The sequence below is a fragment of the Acinetobacter sp. DMC2 genome, from assembly GCF_056314305.1.
In genome coordinates this window covers 271,882-290,856 of sequence record NZ_JBQUYP010000004.1, presented here as the reverse complement: position 1 = coordinate 290,856, position 18,975 = coordinate 271,882, and the positions used below count along the sequence as shown (strand labels likewise).

Here is an 18,975-nt window from a genome sequence, read left to right as displayed (position 1 = left end):
TGATCGGCATTTTTATTGCTATCGATTTAAAAGAATCTGCTGCTGAACAATTTGACCACTGTGCTCACCTTGTTGGGTCTTTTCAAACCAAAGCCATTCATTATTAGTCATTCTTAGAAAATTCGAACAGCGTGTACCATACACAGGACTTTGAATAAAGGTAGATGACAACAACTCTTCCATCTCTGCTTGAATGCCAGTATTGGGTAATAAAGCAGTTGTAACTTTACGCTCATCTTCCAGAATATCCCACGCCGCATGTTGCAAAGTTAACTCTTCTGTCTGATGCTGAAGCATAGGCAAAAACTCTTGCGTAAAACGTGTTCGTAAATGTTTAGTTTTTTCCCAATGTTCAGACATCAAACCATTTGAAACCACGTAAACACCGTTAGCCAAGACTTGCGGAGCTTCACCACGGTTACTCATATACACCGCTTGATCAGCATTTCCCATAAACAAGTTAAAGCCAGCAAAATTCTGTTGCTGCTGTTCTAATTGTTGAGCAAATCGAATCGGCATTAAATCAGATTCTAAAAAAGCCTGAACCAAATGCCCCCGAGAAGTCTCATAAGACTTTTGATCCCGCCCATCACGGAAGTTAGTCAAAACAGCCCATCGACCTTGAGGCGTAATGCCCATCCACGTGCCACCCGACTGTAAATCTTGCCCCGCAACAATCGGAGTATGTTCCCACTGATGCAACAAAGCTGTTGGCCGATGATAAAACTCATCCCGATTTGACATAAGACACAAGGGCATATTATCCAGAACATGCCATGCTAAAGCGACAATACACATCTTTTCTTATTCCCTATCTTTACACATTGAATGTACAACATTTTTCACATCATTCCGCTACAATCTGTCAAAACGTAAGATCAAGGAGCAGCAATGCTGACCTATCCTAATATCGATCCGGTCGCAATACATCTAGGACCTCTTCAAGTTCATTGGTATGGACTCATGTATTTATTGGCATTTTTATGTGCTTGGGGGCTTGCTTCCTACCGTGCCAAACAACGTGATGGCTGGACATCAGAAATGGTTTCCGACCTAGTGTTTTATGGTGCCCTAGGTGTTGTTCTGGGCGGTCGTGTCGGCTATGTCTTTTTCTATGAATTTGATAAATTCCTTGAAAATCCGATTTGGCTATTTCAAGTCTGGACAGGTGGTATGAGTTTCCACGGCGGCTTTCTCGGTGTTATGGTTGCTATGCTATTTTGGTGTAAAAAATACCAAAAAACATGGTTTCAAACGCTCGACTTTATTGCCCCTTGTGTACCGACTGGCTTAATGTTCGGACGCTTTGGTAACTTTATCGGTGGAGAGTTATATGGTCGTGCGGTAACTGACCCCAATTATCCATTCGGTATGATCTTCCCAACAGATCCATTACACCTAGTTCGCCATCCATCACAAATCTATCAAGCTATTTGTGAAGGTTTCCTCTTATTTATTATCTTGTGGTGGTTTAGTTCAAAACCGCGTCCACGCATGGCCGTTTCAGCCCTATTCTTAATGGGATATGGTGTTGCCCGCTTTGTTATGGAATTTTTCCGTCAACCTGATGCCGACCAAGGCTTTATTCTGTTTGGCTGGATGACTAAGGGACAAATTCTCACAGTTCCAATGCTGCTTATTGGTCTTTGGATGATGTGGTACGCCTACCAAAAGAAAATTTTCGATTGGGGTCCACAAAAGAACTCTTAACATTATAAATCAGAGGAGTTTCGGCTCCTCTTTTTTATGCTACAGTTTTTACTCTCCCAAAAATGAAGATATGCCATGCTGGAATTCTGGTTTGATACACAAGTCCCGACATTTAAAAAATTAGTTATTTTAATTATTACTTTGGCCATTTGTATTGCGCTATATCAGTACCAGCCTTTGCCCTTAGAAACAATTTTAATGTTTACTGGAACTGGCGTTATCTTTTTAATATGCCGCTACTTTAAATTGCATTTTGCTCAAAAAAGTCCGACGGGTTTACTCTACCGTCTATTTACTTGGATCCCTATTGCTCTTTTGTTTGCCCTCATTTTTGTTAAAGCGATGCCAAACTTGCTGATCTGGGGTGTGCAAGGAATTGCTTTTATGGCACTTGCTGCTTTTATTTTTTCACCTCAATCGCTTGTTAAAAAATAGGTTGGGTTTTCATGTTGGCTTATTGGTACAACGCTCCGCGCCATATCAAACTCATTTTCATTATTGCGGTTTGTGCTGCAATTTATGTAGCCAATCAAGTCCAGCCTTTATCGCCGACTTATACTGTTCTTAGCCTTGCGTTAGGTTTCGGACTTCATTTCGGGCAATATTTACAAACAAAAATTTCAGATCGTGGTTCATCTAAATCTAAACTCCAGTTTCTACTTAGAATCTACCCTCTTATTATTGTTGGTATTGTGATGTGGATGCTACCACCTCAGCACAATTGGATCGTAACGATACAAGCTTTAGGCTTTGTACTGGTTGGTTTTTTTCTGGTTTCAATTTATCAAAATCGTGCCAAGCGATTTGAATAATTACGTTCATTGAAATGTCATAGAACTATTTTTAGATTTTCATCTTGAGCTACAACAGGTATCATCTTCAATGGTTCATGATGAAGCAGCTCTATTGCGTAATTATTTATCATTGAGCTATCTCCCCCCCTTTATTTTATGGAATTAATCCGAACTCGAGAGTGTTATGCGTGCATATTTAGACCTACTACAACATATCCTTGATAATGGCGGTGATAAAGGCGACCGTACAGGCACAGGAACCCGTTCTGTATTTGGTCATCAAATGCGTTTTGATCTCTCTAAAGGTTTTCCTTTACTCACCACAAAAAAAGTTCACTTCCGTTCTATTGTGATTGAGTTACTTTGGTTTTTAAAAGGCGACACCAACGTCCAATATCTAAAAGACAATAAAGTTTCGATTTGGGACGAATGGGCAACAGCAGAACAAACTGCTCGTTTTGGCCGCCCAGAGCATGAGCTTGGTCCAGTCTATGGTCATCAATGGCGTAATTTCGGCGCAACCAAAAATGCGGATGGTACTTATAACCAAGATGGTTTTGACCAGATTAAATGGTTAATTAATGAAATTAAAACCAACCCAAACTCACGTCGTTTAATTATTTCTGGTTGGAACCCAAATGAAGCGGGACAAGTTGCATTACCACCTTGCCATACGCTCTTTCAATTTTTCGTACAAGATAACAAATTGTCATGCCAACTTTATCAACGTAGCGCAGACGTGTTCTTAGGTGTGCCTTTTAACATTGCCAGCTATGCTCTACTCACCCATATGATTGCTCAAGTGTGCGGTTTAGGAGTCGGTGATTTTGTATGGACTGGTGGTGATACACATCTGTATGCCAACCATTTTGAGCAAGCACAACTTCAATTGACACGTGAGCCTTTACCACTCTGCCAATTGAAACTAAATCCAGAAATAAAAGACTTATTTGATTTCAAATTTGAAGATGTTGAAATTGTAGGTTATGAGTCGCATCCTGCAATTAAAGCACCAGTTGCAGTATAACGACGACTCAAATTTCATTAGGTTACGGTTTAGAGAATAAGATTATGGCATGGCAAAATGTAGAAGTTGTTCACGTTGTGGCAATGGACAAAAACCACTGTATTGGTAAAGGCAATGCGTTGCCATGGCATATTTCTGCCGACTTAAAACATTTTAAAGAAATCACACAAGGTGGTGTGGTCGTAATGGGTCGTAAAACCCTTGAGTCTATGGGCCGTGCGCTACCAAACCGTGTGAACTGGGTCATTACCCGTGATATTAACTGGCAATTTGACGGTGTTAAAATTGCCTATTCAATTGAAGATGCTTTAAATGCAGCTTTAGAAGATGTAAAAAATACTGAAAAACAAGCGTTATTCATCATTGGCGGCGGTGAGATATTCAAGCAAACTCTGTCAATTGCAGACCGTCTTGAACTTACTCATGTTGACTTAGATGTGCAAGGTGATGCACATTATCCAACAATACCGAGTGAATTTCATAAAACTGCAAGTGAACAGCAAGTTGATGAAAAATCAGGGACTTCATTCGAGTTTGCGACTTATAAAAAATAATTCAATGGATGCCTATGCACAATATCGGAACACGTGAATTTATTATTGCTCTACTTTTTGGGGTGTTACATAGTCTATTCACGCTGTTTATTGTGTTCTCTAGTATTTGGGTATGCGTAGCGCTCTGGGTTCAACAGCCTTTTGGCTGGCTAGGCAGCCGCATACTCATTGGCATCTGGATTGCTTTTGCGCTGAGTATGGCTGGCTTATATGTTGAAGGCCATCTTGTTAGCCGCCGTACAGATATCCTGATTTACCTTTTAGCATTTGCCTGCTCTCTCGTTTGGTATTTTTCAATTACTGCACGCCAAGATCGTGACTGGAACCCTGAAGTTGCCAATATGCTGAGCTATGAAAAGCACGGCGATGTAGTCACTTTGCATAATGTCCGTAACTTTAATTGGCATCCTGATGGAACCTATGATGTTCGCTGGGAAACCCGAACTTTTGACCTCAACCAGTTAAATGGAATAAACATCATTGCCTCTTACTGGATGGGACCACAAATTGCCCATACACTGGTCAGCTTCGAATTTGCACATCAACAACCTTTAGTCTTCTCAATCGAGATTCGCAAAGAAAAAACTGAAGAGTTTTCGGCAATCGGTGGTTTTTTTAGAAAATATGAACTGAGCTTAATTGCTTCTGATGAGAAAGATATTGTCTATACGCGTAGCAACATCCGCAAAGAGCAAGTTTATAATTTTCCTATCAATATGCCACGATCTGAGCAAAAAGCTTTATTTTTAGAATATCTAAAAAAATCAGATGAGTTGCGTACAAAACCAGAGTGGTACAATACGCTCACGAGTAACTGTACAACTCTAATTTTTGATATGGTTCAAGCGATTAACCCATACCAACTTCCTAAAGATTATCGTCTAATCGCTTCAGGTTACTTACCTAATTATTTATATGATCTTAAAGCTCTTAATCAAAATGTCAGTTTAAAACAGTGGTATCAAATTGCACATATCAATCCACGTACTGAAAATTTTGAACAGCTTTCAGATCAGAGTAGTGAACACTTCTCTCAAATCGTTCGACAAGGTTTACCTAAAGCTAAATGAAATAAGTAATGCACTTTTCTTTACTTTTTTATACATGCTTTACTTTGTATTTTAAATACATAAACCCTATTGTAATAGGCAGGAAATAGAGGGAAAAACAATGCAACAGGCATTATTTGGCGGCGGCTGTTTTTGGTGCGTCGAAGCTGTATTTTTACAAATACGCGGTGTAGAAAAAGTAACTAGTGGTTACGCAGGTGGGCACACGACTAACCCTACCTACGAGCAAGTATGTCAAGGAGATACCCAGCACGCTGAGGTGATCTTAGTCGACTTTGATGAAGAACAAGTAACTTACTCCCAGTTACTTGACGTGTTCTTTGCGACTCATGATCCAACGACTTTAAATCGCCAAGGTAATGATATCGGCACACAATACCGCTCTGTTATTTACTATTATAATGAAGAGCAAAAGCAGGCAGCGGAACACACGATTCAGACTCTAAAAAATGATGATCTTGATATTGTGACTGAGCTGTCTCCTGTCCCGACCTTCTATCCGGCAGAAGAATATCATCAGAACTACTATGCAAAGAATCCTTCACAAGGTTATTGCAACTTTGCGATTCCACCTAAGCTGCTTAAGCTATATAGTAAATTCCAGCATCTGATGAAAGATCAATAAATCAGAACAATAAAAAAGCAACCAAATTGGTTGCTTTTTTATTAAGTAAACTAAATTTTAGTTTTCACTGACAAAGGCAATATCGCTCAGTCCGGCTTCACTGGCGCGAGACATTACCTGAGCAACAGTATCGTACTTCGACTCTTTATCAGCACGAAGTTGAACTGTTGGTTTAACATCACCTTGACCTGCTTCTTGAAAACGTTTTTGAAGCTCATCAAGGCTAATTACTTGAGTATCCCAAGCCACTTCACCATTTGCATTAATACTAATCGTGATTGCTTTTGGTGGTGGATCAATAATTTCAGCAGTTGTTTTAGGAAGCGTTAATGGAATCGATGGGTTGGCAACTGTTGCTGTGACCAAAAAGATGATCATTAACACCAACATAATGTCGATTAGCGGAATGAGGTTCATCTCATTTATGCCACTATCGTGGTCTTCACCCAATTGAAAAGCCATTAAGCTTGACCTCCAACATAACTTTGCTGTGCAGTTTTAACATCAGACTTTACAGTTGAGTCTTGCTGCAACATCGTATCAATTAATAAGCTGTGCGCTTGATCTTGTAAATCATGAGCAAGACCACGGTTAGCACGTACACAAATGTTATAAGCCAATACCGCAGGAATCGCAACAGCAAGACCAAGGCCCGTCATAATAAGCGCTTCACCTACTGGTGTAGCCACTTGAGCCAAACCTGCTTGTCCACTTTTACCGACTGCAACAAGTGCATGGAAAATACCCCATACCGTACCAAACAAACCAACGAATGGTGCAATTGAAGCAATTGTTCCTAAAACAGAAATACCTTTTTCAGCATTGACTTTTTCAGCAGAAATTTGACGAAGTAGAGCTTGCTCCGCAACCGCTTTACGCTGCTCAAAACTTAAAGGTTGTAACTTTGCTTTTAGCGAAGTGATAGCCTGAGAAAGTTGAGCATAAGCTTGTTGCTTTAATTGGCGAGTCCCCATCAAACGTAAGATGAAAACTGTCCAGGTAGCAATCGACATTGCCAATAAGATGAAATACAGGGTTTTACTCACTGCATCTGCATGTTGCCAATAGATTGAAAAGTTCATATGAACTCCTGATTAAGGTTAGCCGTTGGGACTCAAATTCATTTAAGGGGTTAAATCAAAGGGTTGCTCTGCTTTAATTGGATAAGCAACACCATTTTCCATATAAGGTTTAAATTTCGCACCGCGAACAGCACGGACAACTTTGTCATCTAGACTTGGAATACCACTACTTCTCGTCACTCGTACATTAATAATCTTGCCTTTTTCATCGGCTTCAATCAGTACCATGACAGAGCGTGCTTCGCCTTGTAAATCTTTTGAAGAAACTGTTAAACGTGGTGAACGGCTCCACTGTACACCCGAACCACCAATTGAAACTCGTTTTGGTGATGGATCTGGAGCGGGTTGAGCTTTAGGTGCTTCTTGTACTACTGGCTTTGGTTTTTCAACGACTTTTTCAGAAACAGTCGTTGTCACCACTTTGGTTTCAACTTTAGGTTCTGTCTTTACTGTTTCTTTTGGTGTTTCAGCCTTTTTCACCTGTTGAATTTTTTCCACTTTTTTCGGTGGTGCCACAGGCTTTTCAACAACTTTAACTTCTTTTACCTCTTTCTTCGGTTCCGGCTTTTTAGGCGGTTCCTTTGGTTTAGGAGGTAGTGGTTTAGGTTGCTCTTGAATTTTTACGAAACGTACCTGTAAAGGTTTCTTATCGATTGGCTTTAATTCAGCAGGCTTAATATGGCTAACTGCCCATAAGACCCCGATATGACCAATTGCAACTGCAATTAGTGCTGTGATGACTTTCTTTTTCATCGGATTGGGAGCGTTTAAGGCTGCGGAAGATTGACTCATAAGAATCTAATTACCTAATGGATGATGATTTCAGATTTCTATTTATAGAAACGATTTCAAACATCGGATAGAACAATAAAGTGCCACAATAATAAATGAGAAGTGTTTTCATTTGCAACTATTTTTTGAGAAAAACATTTACTCTCTGTCATAGCTTCATGCCTGTTCAGTATGTTTACTTTAGTTTTCTCATAGTTACCTCAATAGATATCCCATGTTCACAATTTGTTTAGCCAAACTTAAATAGTTGAGCTATTTACACCATGATCAGATCTATTTTTATGATAATCCCACTTATTATTGATATGTTATATTATTTCAATTTTATTTTAAATATAAAAAAACACGCAAGAAGCGTGCTTTTTTAGAATAACCGTTACTTAAAAAACAACGGTCTTATTACCATCAACAATAATACGATCTTCTAAATGCCATTTCACTGCACGAGCCAATACATTACGCTCTACATCTTCACCTAGCTCACGTAATTGCTCAACATTATAGTCATGACTCACACGCTCAACGTCTTGCTCAATAATTGGACCTTGGTCAAGGTCAGCAGTCACATAGTGAGCTGTCGCACCAATCAACTTCACACCTTTTTCATAAGCTTGCTTATATGGATTGGCACCCACAAAAGCTGGCAAGAAAGAATGGTGAATATTGATGATTTTCATTTCCCATTTTGCAACAAAATCTTCGCTTAAAATCTGCATATAACGTGCAAGAACTAATAAATCATTGCCTTGCATCATTTCATCAATTTGCGCATAAGCTTCAGCTTTATTGTCTTTAGTGACTTTAATTACAGTAAATGGAATACCGAAGTTTTCAACAGACTCACGTAAATCTTCATGATTAGAAATGACATGAGTAATTTCACAAGGTAACGAACCACGTGCATGACGCCATAACAACTCAAGCAATGCATGGTCAACTTTAGAAACTAAAATACCGACTTTTTTAACATCGTTTACGAAAGCAAGACGCCATTGCATGCCGTAACGTTCAGCAACGTTCGCAGCAAAAGTTTGAATTAATGCATCTTTACGCGACTGTAAATGATCAAGTTCAAATTCAACACGCATGAAATAACGTCCGCCCTGAGCTTCCGTCGCATACTGATCAAGCGCGGTAATGTTTGCACCTTGATGATACAAAAAGCTCGATACCGCTTGTACGATCCCTGGCTTGTCTTCACAAGTAATCAGTAAACGGGCTGTATTGGCAGTGGTCATATTCATTTGGTTAATATCACTTAATTGAGATAAATCTTTTAATAGGCCGAGTATTCTAGCGCCCTAAATAAACAAGCACAACTATTCGTCTTTTAAGGACGATAAGCTAGCAAATAGATCTGAAGGGCCAAGAGATTCAAGCAACTGCTCATAAGTTGCTCGGCTTTCACCCATAAGATAAGGACCTTCAAGGAAAACCATTTGGCGTAATGCTTGCCAAACCCATTTTTCTTCTAAATGGTTATTGTCACTAATATGACCAGACATATACAAAAAGTTTGTCCAGTTTGTTAATACAATCCAGAGGTTAATAATGAGGGCTTCAATTTCCGAAGCCGTCATTTTCATAAGACCTGCGTCTACAAAGGCTTGATAAATCTTTTGCCCCTGCTGCATCACCTGCCCTGCAAAACGCGGATAAATCTTTTTAAAGTCTTCGTTACTTTCAACTAAATGATACACATCACGATGAATAAAACGGTAACTCCATAATTGACCACTGAGCACCTGAAAATAATTGATTTTATCATTGGTCGTTAATGGTCTATCTTCAGGTAAAGAAAGCAATTCTAAAGTCTCGGCCTGATATTGATACATTAATTCCTTAATGATTTCATGCTTATTCCGAAAGTGATAATACAAGTTTCCGGGACTAATACCCAACTCCGCAGCAATATGATTGGTTGTAACTGACCGTTCACCTCGCTCGTTAAAAAGCTGCAAACTGATTTGTAAAATCCGGTCTTTTGTCTTCAGAGCTTTAGGTTGAGACATTTTAATAACCTTTAATAATTCACATGGTTAAGACTTGAACACATAAACTGTCTTGACTATTTAGAGTATTTACTCTAAAAAATAAACATATCAATGTATTTGGTAAGTACCGATGAACAGTCAAACAAAAACAAATCCAGAGACTCAGCTACCTTATGATGTTAAGCATTTACATGATTTGCTTGAACAACAAAAGCTTGCTTATTTACGTCATCCGGTACCCACTGCTAAAGAGCGTATTGATCGTTTAGCTCGTCTTAAAAGAGTCTTGGTAAAATATCAAGATCAGATTGCTGACGCAATTAACCTCGATTATGGCAATCGTGCAATTATGGAAACAAAAATTGGTGAGTTACTCACCAGTTTGGAACAAATCAAATATTATAGTAAACATCTGACAGCGTGGATGAAACCTTCAAAACGCCATATCAGTGTATTACATCAGCCAGCAAAAGGTTGGGTACAATATCAACCTATGGGTGTAATTGGTATTATTACACCATGGAATTACCCATTGCTTCTTTCAGTTGGGCCATTAATTTGTGCGCTGGCAGCAGGCAACCATGCCATGATCAAGATTTCGAGTGCCTCTCCAAATTTTGGGCGAGTTCTTGAAAGTGCATTAGCAGAAGCTTTCCCACAGGAATTAGTTGCTGTAGTAAATGGCGGCGGCGTTATTTCAGATGCTTTTAGTCATTTGCCTTTTGACAAAATGATTTTCACAGGCTCAACCTCTGTTGGTAAAACAGTCATGGCAGCCGCAGCTCAAAATCTGGTTCCTGTTATTCTTGAGTTAGGCGGAAAATCTCCTGCTCTTGTACATGCATCTATGGATATGAAAGATGTGGCTCAACGCATTGCTGTAGGTAAATTATGGAATGCGGGTCAAACGTGTGTTGCACCTGACCATATTTTCTTGCCACGTGGAAAAACTGCCGAGTTCATCGAAAACTTTAAATTGATTGTGGCTGGCATGTATCCACATTTCCGTAACAATCAAGATTACACGTCTATTATTAATGACAAGCAATACAACCGCATTCAGGGCTATCTTGAAAATGCCCGCGATCAAGGTGCTCGTATTGTTGAAATTAATCCTCAAAATGAAATTTTAGATGATATCCGCAAAATTGCGCCGACTTTAGTTACAGGCGTAACGACTGCCATGGATATTATGCAAAATGAAATTTTTGGTCCGATCCTACCAATTTTAGAATATGACCAAATAGAAGAAGTTATCGAATTCATTAATAGTCGACCACGTCCTTTAGCGATGTATTATTTTGACTATGATCAGGCGCGTGCTGACTATATTGCACAGCATACCCACTCAGGACATTTCGGAATCAACATGGTGATTACCCATGTGGCTCAAGATGATTTACCGTTTGGCGGAATTGGTGCATCAGGTATGGGTAAATATCACGGACCAGAGGGCTTTTTTAGCCTTTCTCATGAACGTTCGGTAATGTCCAATCCAAAACTTTATAGCCTGAAATACATTCTTCCACCGTTCAATAAGCCCATTCATCGTTTCATTTCGAAAACCTTGTTGCGCTAACTGATCAAGGCATGATCTGTTATACTAAATCATGCCTCGTTTTTACCAATTCCGCTTGTCTTTTAATCGTATTTTTGGTATAAAACGCCCCTTGAATGAATTCATCCGTTTACATTTAGTATGACTGGCCACAGATTTGCTGTTGGCTGAATCAATGGAGTTACACCATGTCTAAGGTTTGCCAAGTTACCGGCAAGCGTCCAGTCGTTGGTAACAACGTCTCACACGCCAACAACAAAACCAAGCGCCGGTTCGAGCCGAACCTGCACCACCACCGTTTCTGGTTAGAAAGCGAAAAACGTTTTGTACGTCTTCGTTTAACCACTAAAGGTATGCGTATTATTGACAAATTGGGTATCGAAAAGGTTGTTGCAGACCTTCGTGCTCAAGGTCAAAAGATCTAAGGAGTCTGAACAATGCGTGATAAGATTCGTCTCGTTTCTACAGCTGGTACAGGTTATTTCTATACCACGACTAAAAACAAACGTACTATGCCGGAAAAAATGGAAATCAAAAAATTTGATCCAAAAATCCGTCAACACGTGATTTTCAAAGAAGCTAAAATCAAATAATTTTAGCCTCGAAAAAAAACGACTTCACAATGAAGTCGTTTTTTTTTGCATTTTTTTTATAGCTAGCTTTTTTTTGTTAAACTTTCCACATATTTCGCCTTGGCATTTTTTATGCTTGTCTTTAGCCTAACTCACGTAAAAGGAGTTTTTAGTGCCGCATGACGTAGATTTAATTATTTTACTTGCTGTTGGTTTCGGCGTTGCCCTCATTTTTGGCTATTTTGCAGCCCGATTACGACTCCCTCCTCTTATCGGTTATTTAATTGCCGGAATTATTATTAGTCCAAATACCCCAGGTATCGTTGCAGACATTCATCTTGCCAACCAACTTGCAGAACTCGGGGTCATGTTTCTAATGTTCGGTGTAGGGATGCACTTTTCATTAAATGACTTGCTGCTAGTTCGTCGTATTGCCTTGCCTGGCGCAATTTTACAAATCGCTGTTGCAACCTTACTTGGTATTGGCGTTTCAATGCTATGGGGATGGAATTTCGGGTCTGCACTCGTTTTTGGCTTAAGTCTATCGTGTGCAAGTACAGTTGTATTATTAAAAGCATTAGGAGACCGAGGTCTTCTAGACTCAGTTAACGGCAAAATTGCTGTGGGTTGGCTGTTAGTCGAAGATTTAGTGATGGTACTGGTTTTAGTACTTCTTCCAGCTACAGCTGTTTTACTCGGTGGAAAAGCACCAGCAGGTGCAGACAGTAATATCTGGTTAACTCTTGGGATAACCTTATTAAAGGTGATTGGCTTTATTGCCTTTATGCTGATTGTAGGCAAGCGCGTTGTGCCTATTATTATGCAATTCGTTGCTCGTTTAGGATCAAGAGAGCTATTCACCCTTACTGTTGTTGCTGCTGCTGTTTCGATTGCTTATGGTTCTTATGCCATTTTTGGGGTTTCAATGGCATTAGGGGCTTTCTTTGCAGGAATGGTTGTTAAAGAATCAGACTTTAGTCACCGCGCAGAAGAAGAAACACTTCCACTACGTGAAATTTTCTCAATTCTGTTTTTTGTTTCTGTGGGAATGCTGTTTGATCCCCATATTCTTGTTGAACGTCCACTCCAAATTCTGGCAGTGATTGCAATTATCATGATAGGTAAAACTCTTGCCGCAATGGCTTTAGTTTTATTCTTTCGCTATCCAATTAATACAGCCCTTACAGTTGGTGCGAGTTTGGCCCAAATTGGCGAATTCTCGTTTATCTTGGCAACATTAGGTGTATCTTTAGGCTTATTAACATTAGAAGCCCAAAACCTGATTCTAGCAGGCGCTTTATTTTCGATAACGCTGAACTCTTTTATATTCTCTGCCATTGAGCCAGTACAACGCTGGATTCGTGAGCGCTCTCATCTAGCCCGACTTCTTGAACGCAGTGGTGACCCACTAGCCATGTTACCCGATGAAGTGGATCAAGCTTACTTACGTGATCAGGTCGTGATTGTTGGATATGGCGGTGTGGGACGACGCATCACTGAAAATCTAATTAACGAGAATATTAAGGTCGTTATTGCAGAAGAGAATCGTGAAATCGTAGAAAAACTGCGTCAGGCAAATATTGCTGCTGTGAGCGGTGTTGCTACCGAACCGAGTGTTTTAATTCAAGCACATATCATGCATGCGCGACTCTTGGTGATCTCCCCTATGGATATTTTAGATATCCACCGTATTGTGAGCATTGCCAAGCAATTAAATCCTCAGATTCAAGTATTAATTTGCGCAGAAAGCAAAGAAGAAGCAGCAATTATCCGTGAAGAAAATATTGGCGAAGTGTTCTATGCAAAAGAAGAAATGGCAAAGAATATGAGTCACCACATATTAAATCAGATCGAGCTTGCCCATCAGTCAACTATGCATTAACCCATATAAAAAGCGTACTTAAAAGTACGCTTTTTTTAACTCAAGAATTTAGGCTGTTCGTCTAGTACCTCAGCCTGCCATTCATTTACCTGCTTTTCGAGCAGTCCAAATAGTGCAGCCTGAATCATATGCTGAGCAACAACTGGAGTTTGCTCACCCAAGATTGCTTTGACTTCATCGCTAAATTGAATTTTAACCAAGGGTTCATTCTCAGAACCTGCATTACGCAAGGCGAGTTCACCACCTTCGAGTTGGACTAATTCCAAAACGGCTTCTTGATTTCCAAATAACTCTTTCAATTGCTGTATAGACATATACTTCCTCCATGTTTCAACATGGTGGCAAAGCACCCTTGCACTTTGCTTCTCTTGTCTTATTTATATAGGCACACCTAGTCTAAATTTCAAGCATCTAGGCAGTTTAATTTTAGAACTCGACCATTTCATTACGAAAACCATCAATTAAATGGCTTAACTCACGATGCCATTCACGCAAAATCTTAACATCTGGCAACCAAGATTGAGGACCTTGAGTCACTTTGATAATGAGATTAGAAGAGGTTTCTTCTTCTGGGGTCGGCTCTTTAGGTTCTGGTGCATATTGACACATACGGTAAGCTCGTTTGAGCTCTGCAACAAAACCATCTTTCGCCAATTGTTGCAAAACGGACACTTCTGGAGAAACTTGTCCTTTCGCCGCCATATGTTCTTCAATAGATTTTAAAGTGGGTTGCAATTCATTTAAACGGTAATAACGTACGAGTTCTTGTAAGAAAGCTAACATTGCACCATGTAAATGAAATACAGCTGCTTCACGGTAAGCTTGTATCTGCTGCACATGATCGGTCTGTTCTGCCTGTTGACACGCTAAGCGCGCAAAATAGAGCTTCTGATTGGTACGATCGGCATGATAACGAGCAACACGTGACATAACTAAACTTTCCTGTTCTAAAATCGCTATTGCAACAGCTATTCTTTAGCTTAACGACTCCATTAATAAAATCAACGTTATTTATGGTAAATCCAGCTCAACTTGATAAATTTTACGTTTCGCTAAAACTTTTAGTGGCTGCTTTATAGGACGAACATGACTTAAAACCCAAGCAAAATACCCTTCGTCCCAAGCAGTTGCACATGCTGGCTCAATTTCATCATTTCGCCAAGCATGAATAGAGTCGACATCAACCAAAGCGACAGCAACTCCCTCTTCTTCATCAGTATCTTTAACCAAAAACTTTTGGTTCTCGACAATTAATAGATCTTTAATTGGCAGTTTTGTAGGTACCCATGAACGCACTTCAAGTGTTTTGATACCTTCAGCGATACGAGTACCATTTGGCGTTACAATCGAAAGAGCTGAAAACTGTCTTTTCACACTGACGACTTATTCTTCAGCTGCTTTAACGCGAATTCCATTGCCTTTAACTTTAAGCAGGTTTAAGCCTTTAATTGCCTTAATTGCTTCACGTGGGTTAGGCATTTCAACAAAACCAAAACCTTTTGATTTACCTGTGTCTTTATCAGTAACAAGAACACATGTTTCAACTTTACCAAATGCTTTGAATAACTCTAAAATTTCAGTTTCACTCACAGCACGATCTAAATTACGAACTAATATCTTCATTTTCTAACCTTAATTGGCAATTAAAGGGAGCAGCCAATATATTTAAGTAATCACATTGTCTTATACAGTAGTTTAATCCAGATCGATACCAAAACCTAAATTTACTGCAGGTGAACGGTTCCATTGTTTTTTGGCAAATGGCTGAGGTACTTGCCTATGTATCTTTGCTTGAACTAAATGTGTAGGCAAATCATTTAAAAAATAACTCTCGATTTTACGACCTTGCTCGTCATACGTGTCTTGTGACCACGTATTAAGATTTTGCTTGGTCAAAATTAATTCATTCTCTGCACGTGTTAATGCAACATACAATACGCGGCGCTCTTCTTCGACATCATCAAAATCGCCCTGCGCCCTTGCATAAGGATATTGATTAGGCGATACATGAGGTACATAGCAGACTTTCTGTTCAGCACCTTTAGCGGAATGAATCGTAATTAAAGTCACTAAATCTTGATCAGCAGCTTTTTCAATTTCAGAAACTGAAATAGGTTCAAGAACATATTCTTCGAGGAACTCACCCAAAGATGCATGTTTACGCGCAAGTTGCTTGACCAAATCAAAGTCTTTTAATCGGCGTGACCAATCTTTAGTTTTATAATTTTGCTCTAGCTGTTCACCTAAAGCATCAAGTGCCAAGCCAATACTTGCTTCAACATGCTGCTGTAATACATCTAGCTGTTTTAAAATTAAAATCGCTTGTAAAGGGACTTTCCCATGACGTTCTAGACGATTGCAGCGCTCCTCAACGTCAACAATTCCCATCAACTCTTGCGCTAGCTTACTTGCCCCAACATCCCCAATACCATCCCACAAGGTTAAAAAACGCATCCAAGCCAAATCATCGTGAGGGTTGCTCACAATACGTAGCAGGCTAAGCACGTCTTTCACATGTGCAGATTCGAGAAGTTTTACACCACCAATAAAACGATAAGGAATTTCAGCGGCAATAAAAGCCCCTTCTATATAACGAGCGCTATAACCAGAACGTACCAAGACCATATGGTCATACCAGCCCGCACCTTGTTGATGGCGCGTTATTAAATCTTGTGCAATCCAGTTTGCTTCTTCAAACTCATTACCAAACAAATGTAGCTGTGGTTTTTGCCCTTGACCACGATGAGCTTGCAGCTGTTTTTGATAATCAATTGGACTGTGTGCCAACAACCAGTTTGATAAATCCAAAATCTCTTGAGTCGAACGGTAATTTAAATCCAGTGTATGAATAACTGCATCGGGTATCCGCTCTTTAAAAGAATGGATATTTTCAAAGTCTGCACCGCGAAAACCATAAATCGACTGGGCATCATCACCAACACAAAACAGCTTCACTTTACCAATCAAGGGCTGCAATAAAGCCCATTGCAAAGGATTGGTATCTTGCATTTCATCAACTAGCAATGCCTGACAGAAGCCTGCCACCCAATTGGTGAGCGCTTCTGAGTTTTGTAAATGCACCGCCACAATCGACAAAATATCGTCGTAATCTAAAAAATTACGCTCTTTCTTACGTTGCTCATAAGTTTTCATTAAATCTGCAATTTGAGTCTTATGCTCATATGCATCTGGAAGCTGTTTGATTAATGCTTCAGAAAGCTTTGTTTGAGTATTTCTCGCATAAGAATATAAATCACACAGCTCCGCGGCTTTGGGTAAGACGTTATCTTTATCTTTGCCTCTTAATAAGCGAAACATAAGCAACTGATCATCACGATCAATAATACTAAATTGATTTAACCCAAAAGCTTGCGGGTTACGGCGTAGCAAATACATACAAAACGTATGAAAAGTTGAAGCTCTCAGACCCTTTGCCTGTGCTCCCACATGTTGTTCTACTCTCGCAACAATTTCACTCGCAGCACGGCGCGTGAACGTTAAAATCTTAATTTGGTTCGCTAGCAAGCCTTGATCAATTAAATAGGCTGCACGAGCAACAATGGTTTTAGTCTTGCCACAACCAGCGCCCGCCAAAACTAAACAGTTTTGCGCAGACGTAGTGGCTGCTTTTTTTTGCTGAGCATTTAGTTCATTAATTAATTTTGCAAGACTCATAACACATATCGCTAAAACACCAAGACATAGTTTAACAGACCGAGGCAACAGATGGGTCTGCCTATCCTAAAAACAAAAAGAGCACTTAAAGTGCTCTTTGGTTGAATATTATTTTTTAAGATACTGTTTTTGAACTAGAAGGAAGATGTTTAATGGCTGAAGCCAAACCTAGAAAGTTAATTCCCTGAAATAAAATATCAATAGCAAGGAACATTCCTAACACCCAAAAAGGTGAATCTTTAGAAACTAAAATTAAAACACCTGTAGCCAGCGTCAATAACCCTGAAAACAGGGTCCAGCCCCATCCAGTAATTGGCTTAAGTAAAATTGCATTTATAGTACGTATAGCGCCAGCAATGATCAGCGCTACAGATAATAGGCTTGTCAGCACTACTGCTGTAGTGACTGGAGTAGAAAACGCATAATAACCAGCCATTAAATAAAGCACACCAAACAGTGCCCACAACCATCGGCTTGCGCCTTTAAAAACACTCATAGCCGCGACGAGATGTAAAACACCGCCGACCATCATGAGTATTCCAAATAAAAAAACAACAGAAAAGGTCGCAAATGGTAATGAACTAAATAAAATCAGGCCAAAACCAATAAGCACAAAGCCCAATATCAAATACCATTTACGGTCAGCATGTAACTGATTACGTACTAAATCATTACCTACAGTTTTCATCATGGCTACTCTTATTATCAGGTATTAGAATTTCATCTACCTAATAATAGTGATGTACTTCACATTTTTTGTCTGTATAAAATCTGCATCGTTTCTTAACAATTGATGTGGATAAAGCAGTATTTATCCACAGTTTTATTTCACCCAGCCAATTTCTTGAGCTGTAAGTAAACCTATTATTGTTTCATGTAAGCCATTCGGCATTTTACTGCTCTGCTCAGACAAAGGCGTTTGGCCCCCCATAATTTCAGCATCAGTTTGTGGATATAGAGGCACTTTTTCAGGTTGGGCATAACCTAAAGGGTAAATAGGTTGTCCTGTTTTTAAATCATATTTGTCTTGTGCCCCAAAGCCATGTAATAGCTCATGAACAATCACAACCTGATTTTGTGAAGCTTGTGCCTTGGTCGCAAATAAATTCACACTACCAATACGACCTTTTTCTAAAGCAGTCGAATGGATTAAGACTTTTTGGTAGTTAGGATCATAATAATTTAAATAAAGTTTAAGTGATGCTCCCCTATCTTCGGGTTGTTTTTGTCGCCATGCATAGAAACGAAATTTTAAGCTCCACCACATAACATGCAAAATATTGGCATTTTGAGGAACCTCAGGTGGTCGTTGCTGTAATTGTTGCCCTAAACGAATTACAAATTTTCCTGATTGTCCACGATAATGCTGTGACCACTCACTTAAATAGCTGTTAATTGCCCCAAAATCTTCATTTTTCAACTGATGAATATAGCTCTGTGTTGTCTCTAAACCATCTGCATTAATAGGATGTAAAACGACTACAACTGGTCGATTCCAATCTTGATTTTGATCTCGCCATGCTTGAACAGCAACAATCAATAAAATAATTAATAAACATAAGACCCGAATGTTTTTCCACATTCTTATTCCCCATAAAAATTAAAATTTTCTTTTATTGTTTTAGATATAAAAAATGCTA

24 protein-coding genes are annotated in these 18,975 nt (G+C 39.4%); 11 read left to right on the top strand and 13 right to left on the bottom strand.

Going from position 1 to position 18,975, the window contains the following annotated elements; genetic code table 11:
- Window positions 1-18 precede the first annotated feature (18 nt).
- The gene (locus ACT53H_RS10475; protein ID WP_174738919.1) at window positions 19-798 is read right to left on the bottom strand and encodes an NRDE family protein; all 780 of its coding nucleotides are present in this window, start codon (window positions 796-798) and stop codon (window positions 19-21) included.
- 93 nt (window positions 799-891) lie between these two features.
- On the opposite strand from ACT53H_RS10475, the gene lgt reads away from it, so the two are divergent.
- The 7 genes from lgt (at window position 892) to msrA (ending at window position 5,780) form a co-directional block, all read left to right on the top strand.
- Window positions 892-1,710, top strand: coding sequence for a prolipoprotein diacylglyceryl transferase (gene lgt / locus ACT53H_RS10470; protein ID WP_004794786.1), 819 nt, complete (start codon window positions 892-894; stop codon window positions 1,708-1,710).
- Between the two features lie 75 nt (window positions 1,711-1,785).
- The gene (locus ACT53H_RS10465; RefSeq protein ID WP_004794788.1) at window positions 1,786-2,145 is read left to right on the top strand and encodes a hypothetical protein; all 360 of its coding nucleotides are present in this window, start codon (window positions 1,786-1,788) and stop codon (window positions 2,143-2,145) included.
- A gap of 11 nt (window positions 2,146-2,156) precedes the next feature.
- Entirely contained in the window at window positions 2,157-2,522 is a 366-nt protein-coding gene (locus ACT53H_RS10460; protein WP_004794790.1) for a hypothetical protein, read from the top strand.
- 166 nt (window positions 2,523-2,688) lie between these two features.
- Window positions 2,689-3,531 (top strand): thymidylate synthase, encoded by an 843-nt coding sequence (gene thyA / locus ACT53H_RS10455; protein ID WP_005302144.1) that lies wholly within the window; start codon window positions 2,689-2,691, stop codon window positions 3,529-3,531.
- 44 nt (window positions 3,532-3,575) lie between these two features.
- Entirely contained in the window at window positions 3,576-4,085 is a 510-nt protein-coding gene (locus ACT53H_RS10450) for a dihydrofolate reductase (RefSeq protein ID WP_231761974.1), read from the top strand.
- A gap of 14 nt (window positions 4,086-4,099) precedes the next feature.
- Window positions 4,100-5,155, top strand: coding sequence for an Lnb N-terminal periplasmic domain-containing protein (locus ACT53H_RS10445; RefSeq protein WP_004794796.1), 1,056 nt, complete (start codon window positions 4,100-4,102; stop codon window positions 5,153-5,155).
- 100 nt (window positions 5,156-5,255) lie between these two features.
- On the top strand, window positions 5,256-5,780 hold the full coding sequence (gene msrA / locus ACT53H_RS10440; RefSeq protein WP_004794799.1) for a peptide-methionine (S)-S-oxide reductase MsrA: 525 nt from the start codon (window positions 5,256-5,258) through the stop codon (window positions 5,778-5,780).
- Window positions 5,781-5,837: 57 nt separating this feature from the next.
- Here the strand turns inward: msrA and ACT53H_RS10435 are convergent, their stop codons facing one another.
- The 5 genes from ACT53H_RS10435 to ACT53H_RS10415 all read right to left on the bottom strand — a co-directional run bounded on the left by ACT53H_RS10435 (window position 5,838) and on the right by ACT53H_RS10415 (window position 9,666).
- Window positions 5,838-6,242, bottom strand: a complete 405-nt coding sequence (locus ACT53H_RS10435) for an ExbD/TolR family protein (RefSeq protein WP_003654800.1) — start codon at window positions 6,240-6,242, stop codon at window positions 5,838-5,840.
- Window positions 6,242-6,862: a MotA/TolQ/ExbB proton channel family protein gene (locus ACT53H_RS10430; RefSeq protein ID WP_004641039.1), complete on the bottom strand. Its 621-nt coding sequence runs from the start codon at window positions 6,860-6,862 to the stop codon at window positions 6,242-6,244. The genes ACT53H_RS10435 and ACT53H_RS10430 overlap by 1 nt, the downstream gene beginning before the upstream one ends.
- 42 nt (window positions 6,863-6,904) lie before the next feature.
- Complete coding sequence (locus ACT53H_RS10425; RefSeq protein ID WP_476009195.1) at window positions 6,905-7,654, bottom strand: energy transducer TonB; 750 nt, start codon at window positions 7,652-7,654, stop codon at window positions 6,905-6,907.
- A 380-nt stretch (window positions 7,655-8,034) separates the two neighbouring features.
- Window positions 8,035-8,898, bottom strand: a complete 864-nt coding sequence (gene purU, locus ACT53H_RS10420) for a formyltetrahydrofolate deformylase (RefSeq protein WP_004794803.1) — start codon at window positions 8,896-8,898, stop codon at window positions 8,035-8,037.
- Window positions 8,899-8,973: 75 nt separating this feature from the next.
- Window positions 8,974-9,666: a TetR/AcrR family transcriptional regulator gene (locus ACT53H_RS10415; protein WP_004794805.1), complete on the bottom strand. Its 693-nt coding sequence runs from the start codon at window positions 9,664-9,666 to the stop codon at window positions 8,974-8,976.
- Window positions 9,667-9,778: 112 nt separating this feature from the next.
- Between ACT53H_RS10415 and ACT53H_RS10410 the strand changes: the two genes are divergently transcribed.
- From ACT53H_RS10410 to ACT53H_RS10395, 4 genes are all read left to right on the top strand, one after another.
- The gene (locus tag ACT53H_RS10410; RefSeq protein ID WP_174740220.1) at window positions 9,779-11,227 is read left to right on the top strand and encodes a coniferyl aldehyde dehydrogenase; all 1,449 of its coding nucleotides are present in this window, start codon (window positions 9,779-9,781) and stop codon (window positions 11,225-11,227) included.
- Window positions 11,228-11,394: 167 nt separating this feature from the next.
- Window positions 11,395-11,631 carry a 50S ribosomal protein L28 gene (rpmB, locus tag ACT53H_RS10405; protein ID WP_000048256.1) on the top strand — a complete coding sequence of 79 codons (237 nt, stop codon included), beginning with the start codon at window positions 11,395-11,397 and terminating at the stop codon, window positions 11,629-11,631.
- A 12-nt stretch (window positions 11,632-11,643) separates the two neighbouring features.
- Window positions 11,644-11,799, top strand: a complete 156-nt coding sequence (rpmG, locus tag ACT53H_RS10400; protein ID WP_003654787.1) for a 50S ribosomal protein L33 — start codon at window positions 11,644-11,646, stop codon at window positions 11,797-11,799.
- A gap of 151 nt (window positions 11,800-11,950) precedes the next feature.
- The gene (locus tag ACT53H_RS10395; protein WP_004794809.1) at window positions 11,951-13,660 is read left to right on the top strand and encodes a cation:proton antiporter; all 1,710 of its coding nucleotides are present in this window, start codon (window positions 11,951-11,953) and stop codon (window positions 13,658-13,660) included.
- A gap of 35 nt (window positions 13,661-13,695) precedes the next feature.
- Here ACT53H_RS10395 and ACT53H_RS10390 read toward each other — a convergent pair whose 3' ends face one another.
- The 7 genes from ACT53H_RS10390 to ACT53H_RS10360 all read right to left on the bottom strand — a co-directional run bounded on the left by ACT53H_RS10390 (window position 13,696) and on the right by ACT53H_RS10360 (window position 18,917).
- Complete coding sequence (locus tag ACT53H_RS10390; RefSeq protein WP_002114792.1) at window positions 13,696-13,974, bottom strand: hypothetical protein; 279 nt, start codon at window positions 13,972-13,974, stop codon at window positions 13,696-13,698.
- Window positions 13,975-14,086: 112 nt separating this feature from the next.
- Window positions 14,087-14,590, bottom strand: coding sequence for a DUF6586 family protein (locus ACT53H_RS10385; protein WP_004794811.1), 504 nt, complete (start codon window positions 14,588-14,590; stop codon window positions 14,087-14,089).
- An 81-nt stretch (window positions 14,591-14,671) separates the two neighbouring features.
- On the bottom strand, window positions 14,672-15,034 hold the full coding sequence (locus tag ACT53H_RS10380; RefSeq protein WP_476009194.1) for an ASCH domain-containing protein: 363 nt from the start codon (window positions 15,032-15,034) through the stop codon (window positions 14,672-14,674).
- Window positions 15,035-15,043: 9 nt separating this feature from the next.
- Entirely contained in the window at window positions 15,044-15,283 is a 240-nt protein-coding gene (locus ACT53H_RS10375; RefSeq protein WP_003654760.1) for an RNA recognition motif domain-containing protein, read from the bottom strand.
- Window positions 15,284-15,355: 72 nt separating this feature from the next.
- Entirely contained in the window at window positions 15,356-17,335 is a 1,980-nt protein-coding gene (locus ACT53H_RS10370) for an ATP-dependent helicase (RefSeq protein ID WP_476009193.1), read from the bottom strand.
- A 115-nt stretch (window positions 17,336-17,450) separates the two neighbouring features.
- The gene (locus ACT53H_RS10365; RefSeq protein ID WP_476009248.1) at window positions 17,451-18,023 is read right to left on the bottom strand and encodes an HdeD family acid-resistance protein; all 573 of its coding nucleotides are present in this window, start codon (window positions 18,021-18,023) and stop codon (window positions 17,451-17,453) included.
- 135 nt (window positions 18,024-18,158) lie between these two features.
- Window positions 18,159-18,917, bottom strand: a complete 759-nt coding sequence (locus ACT53H_RS10360; protein WP_476009192.1) for a hypothetical protein — start codon at window positions 18,915-18,917, stop codon at window positions 18,159-18,161.
- Window positions 18,918-18,975 lie beyond the last annotated feature (58 nt).

Excerpts from the sequence above, each read along its gene's own strand:
- ACT53H_RS10475 (WP_174738919.1), bottom strand. The coding sequence starts at position 798 with ATGTGTATTGTCGCTTTAGCATGGCATGTTCTGGATAATATGCCCTTG.
- lgt (WP_004794786.1), top strand. The coding sequence starts at position 892 with ATGCTGACCTATCCTAATATCGATCCGGTCGCAATACATCTAGGACCT.
- ACT53H_RS10465 (WP_004794788.1), top strand. The coding sequence starts at position 1,786 with ATGCTGGAATTCTGGTTTGATACACAAGTCCCGACATTTAAAAAATTA.
- ACT53H_RS10460 (WP_004794790.1), top strand. The coding sequence starts at position 2,157 with ATGTTGGCTTATTGGTACAACGCTCCGCGCCATATCAAACTCATTTTC.
- thyA (WP_005302144.1), top strand. The coding sequence starts at position 2,689 with ATGCGTGCATATTTAGACCTACTACAACATATCCTTGATAATGGCGGT.
- ACT53H_RS10450 (WP_231761974.1), top strand. The coding sequence starts at position 3,576 with ATGGCATGGCAAAATGTAGAAGTTGTTCACGTTGTGGCAATGGACAAA.
- ACT53H_RS10445 (WP_004794796.1), top strand. The coding sequence starts at position 4,100 with ATGCACAATATCGGAACACGTGAATTTATTATTGCTCTACTTTTTGGG.
- msrA (WP_004794799.1), top strand. The coding sequence starts at position 5,256 with ATGCAACAGGCATTATTTGGCGGCGGCTGTTTTTGGTGCGTCGAAGCT.
- ACT53H_RS10435 (WP_003654800.1), bottom strand. The coding sequence starts at position 6,242 with ATGGCTTTTCAATTGGGTGAAGACCACGATAGTGGCATAAATGAGATG.
- ACT53H_RS10430 (WP_004641039.1), bottom strand. The coding sequence starts at position 6,862 with ATGAACTTTTCAATCTATTGGCAACATGCAGATGCAGTGAGTAAAACC.
- ACT53H_RS10425 (WP_476009195.1), bottom strand. The coding sequence starts at position 7,654 with ATGAGTCAATCTTCCGCAGCCTTAAACGCTCCCAATCCGATGAAAAAG.
- purU (WP_004794803.1), bottom strand. The coding sequence starts at position 8,898 with ATGAATATGACCACTGCCAATACAGCCCGTTTACTGATTACTTGTGAA.
- ACT53H_RS10415 (WP_004794805.1), bottom strand. The coding sequence starts at position 9,666 with ATGTCTCAACCTAAAGCTCTGAAGACAAAAGACCGGATTTTACAAATC.
- ACT53H_RS10410 (WP_174740220.1), top strand. The coding sequence starts at position 9,779 with ATGAACAGTCAAACAAAAACAAATCCAGAGACTCAGCTACCTTATGAT.
- rpmB (WP_000048256.1), top strand. The coding sequence starts at position 11,395 with ATGTCTAAGGTTTGCCAAGTTACCGGCAAGCGTCCAGTCGTTGGTAAC.
- rpmG (WP_003654787.1), top strand. The coding sequence starts at position 11,644 with ATGCGTGATAAGATTCGTCTCGTTTCTACAGCTGGTACAGGTTATTTC.
- ACT53H_RS10390 (WP_002114792.1), bottom strand. The coding sequence starts at position 13,974 with ATGTCTATACAGCAATTGAAAGAGTTATTTGGAAATCAAGAAGCCGTT.
- ACT53H_RS10385 (WP_004794811.1), bottom strand. The coding sequence starts at position 14,590 with ATGTCACGTGTTGCTCGTTATCATGCCGATCGTACCAATCAGAAGCTC.
- ACT53H_RS10375 (WP_003654760.1), bottom strand. The coding sequence starts at position 15,283 with ATGAAGATATTAGTTCGTAATTTAGATCGTGCTGTGAGTGAAACTGAA.
- ACT53H_RS10370 (WP_476009193.1), bottom strand. The coding sequence starts at position 17,335 with ATGAGTCTTGCAAAATTAATTAATGAACTAAATGCTCAGCAAAAAAAA.
- ACT53H_RS10365 (WP_476009248.1), bottom strand. The coding sequence starts at position 18,023 with ATGAAAACTGTAGGTAATGATTTAGTACGTAATCAGTTACATGCTGAC.
- ACT53H_RS10360 (WP_476009192.1), bottom strand. The coding sequence starts at position 18,917 with ATGTGGAAAAACATTCGGGTCTTATGTTTATTAATTATTTTATTGATT.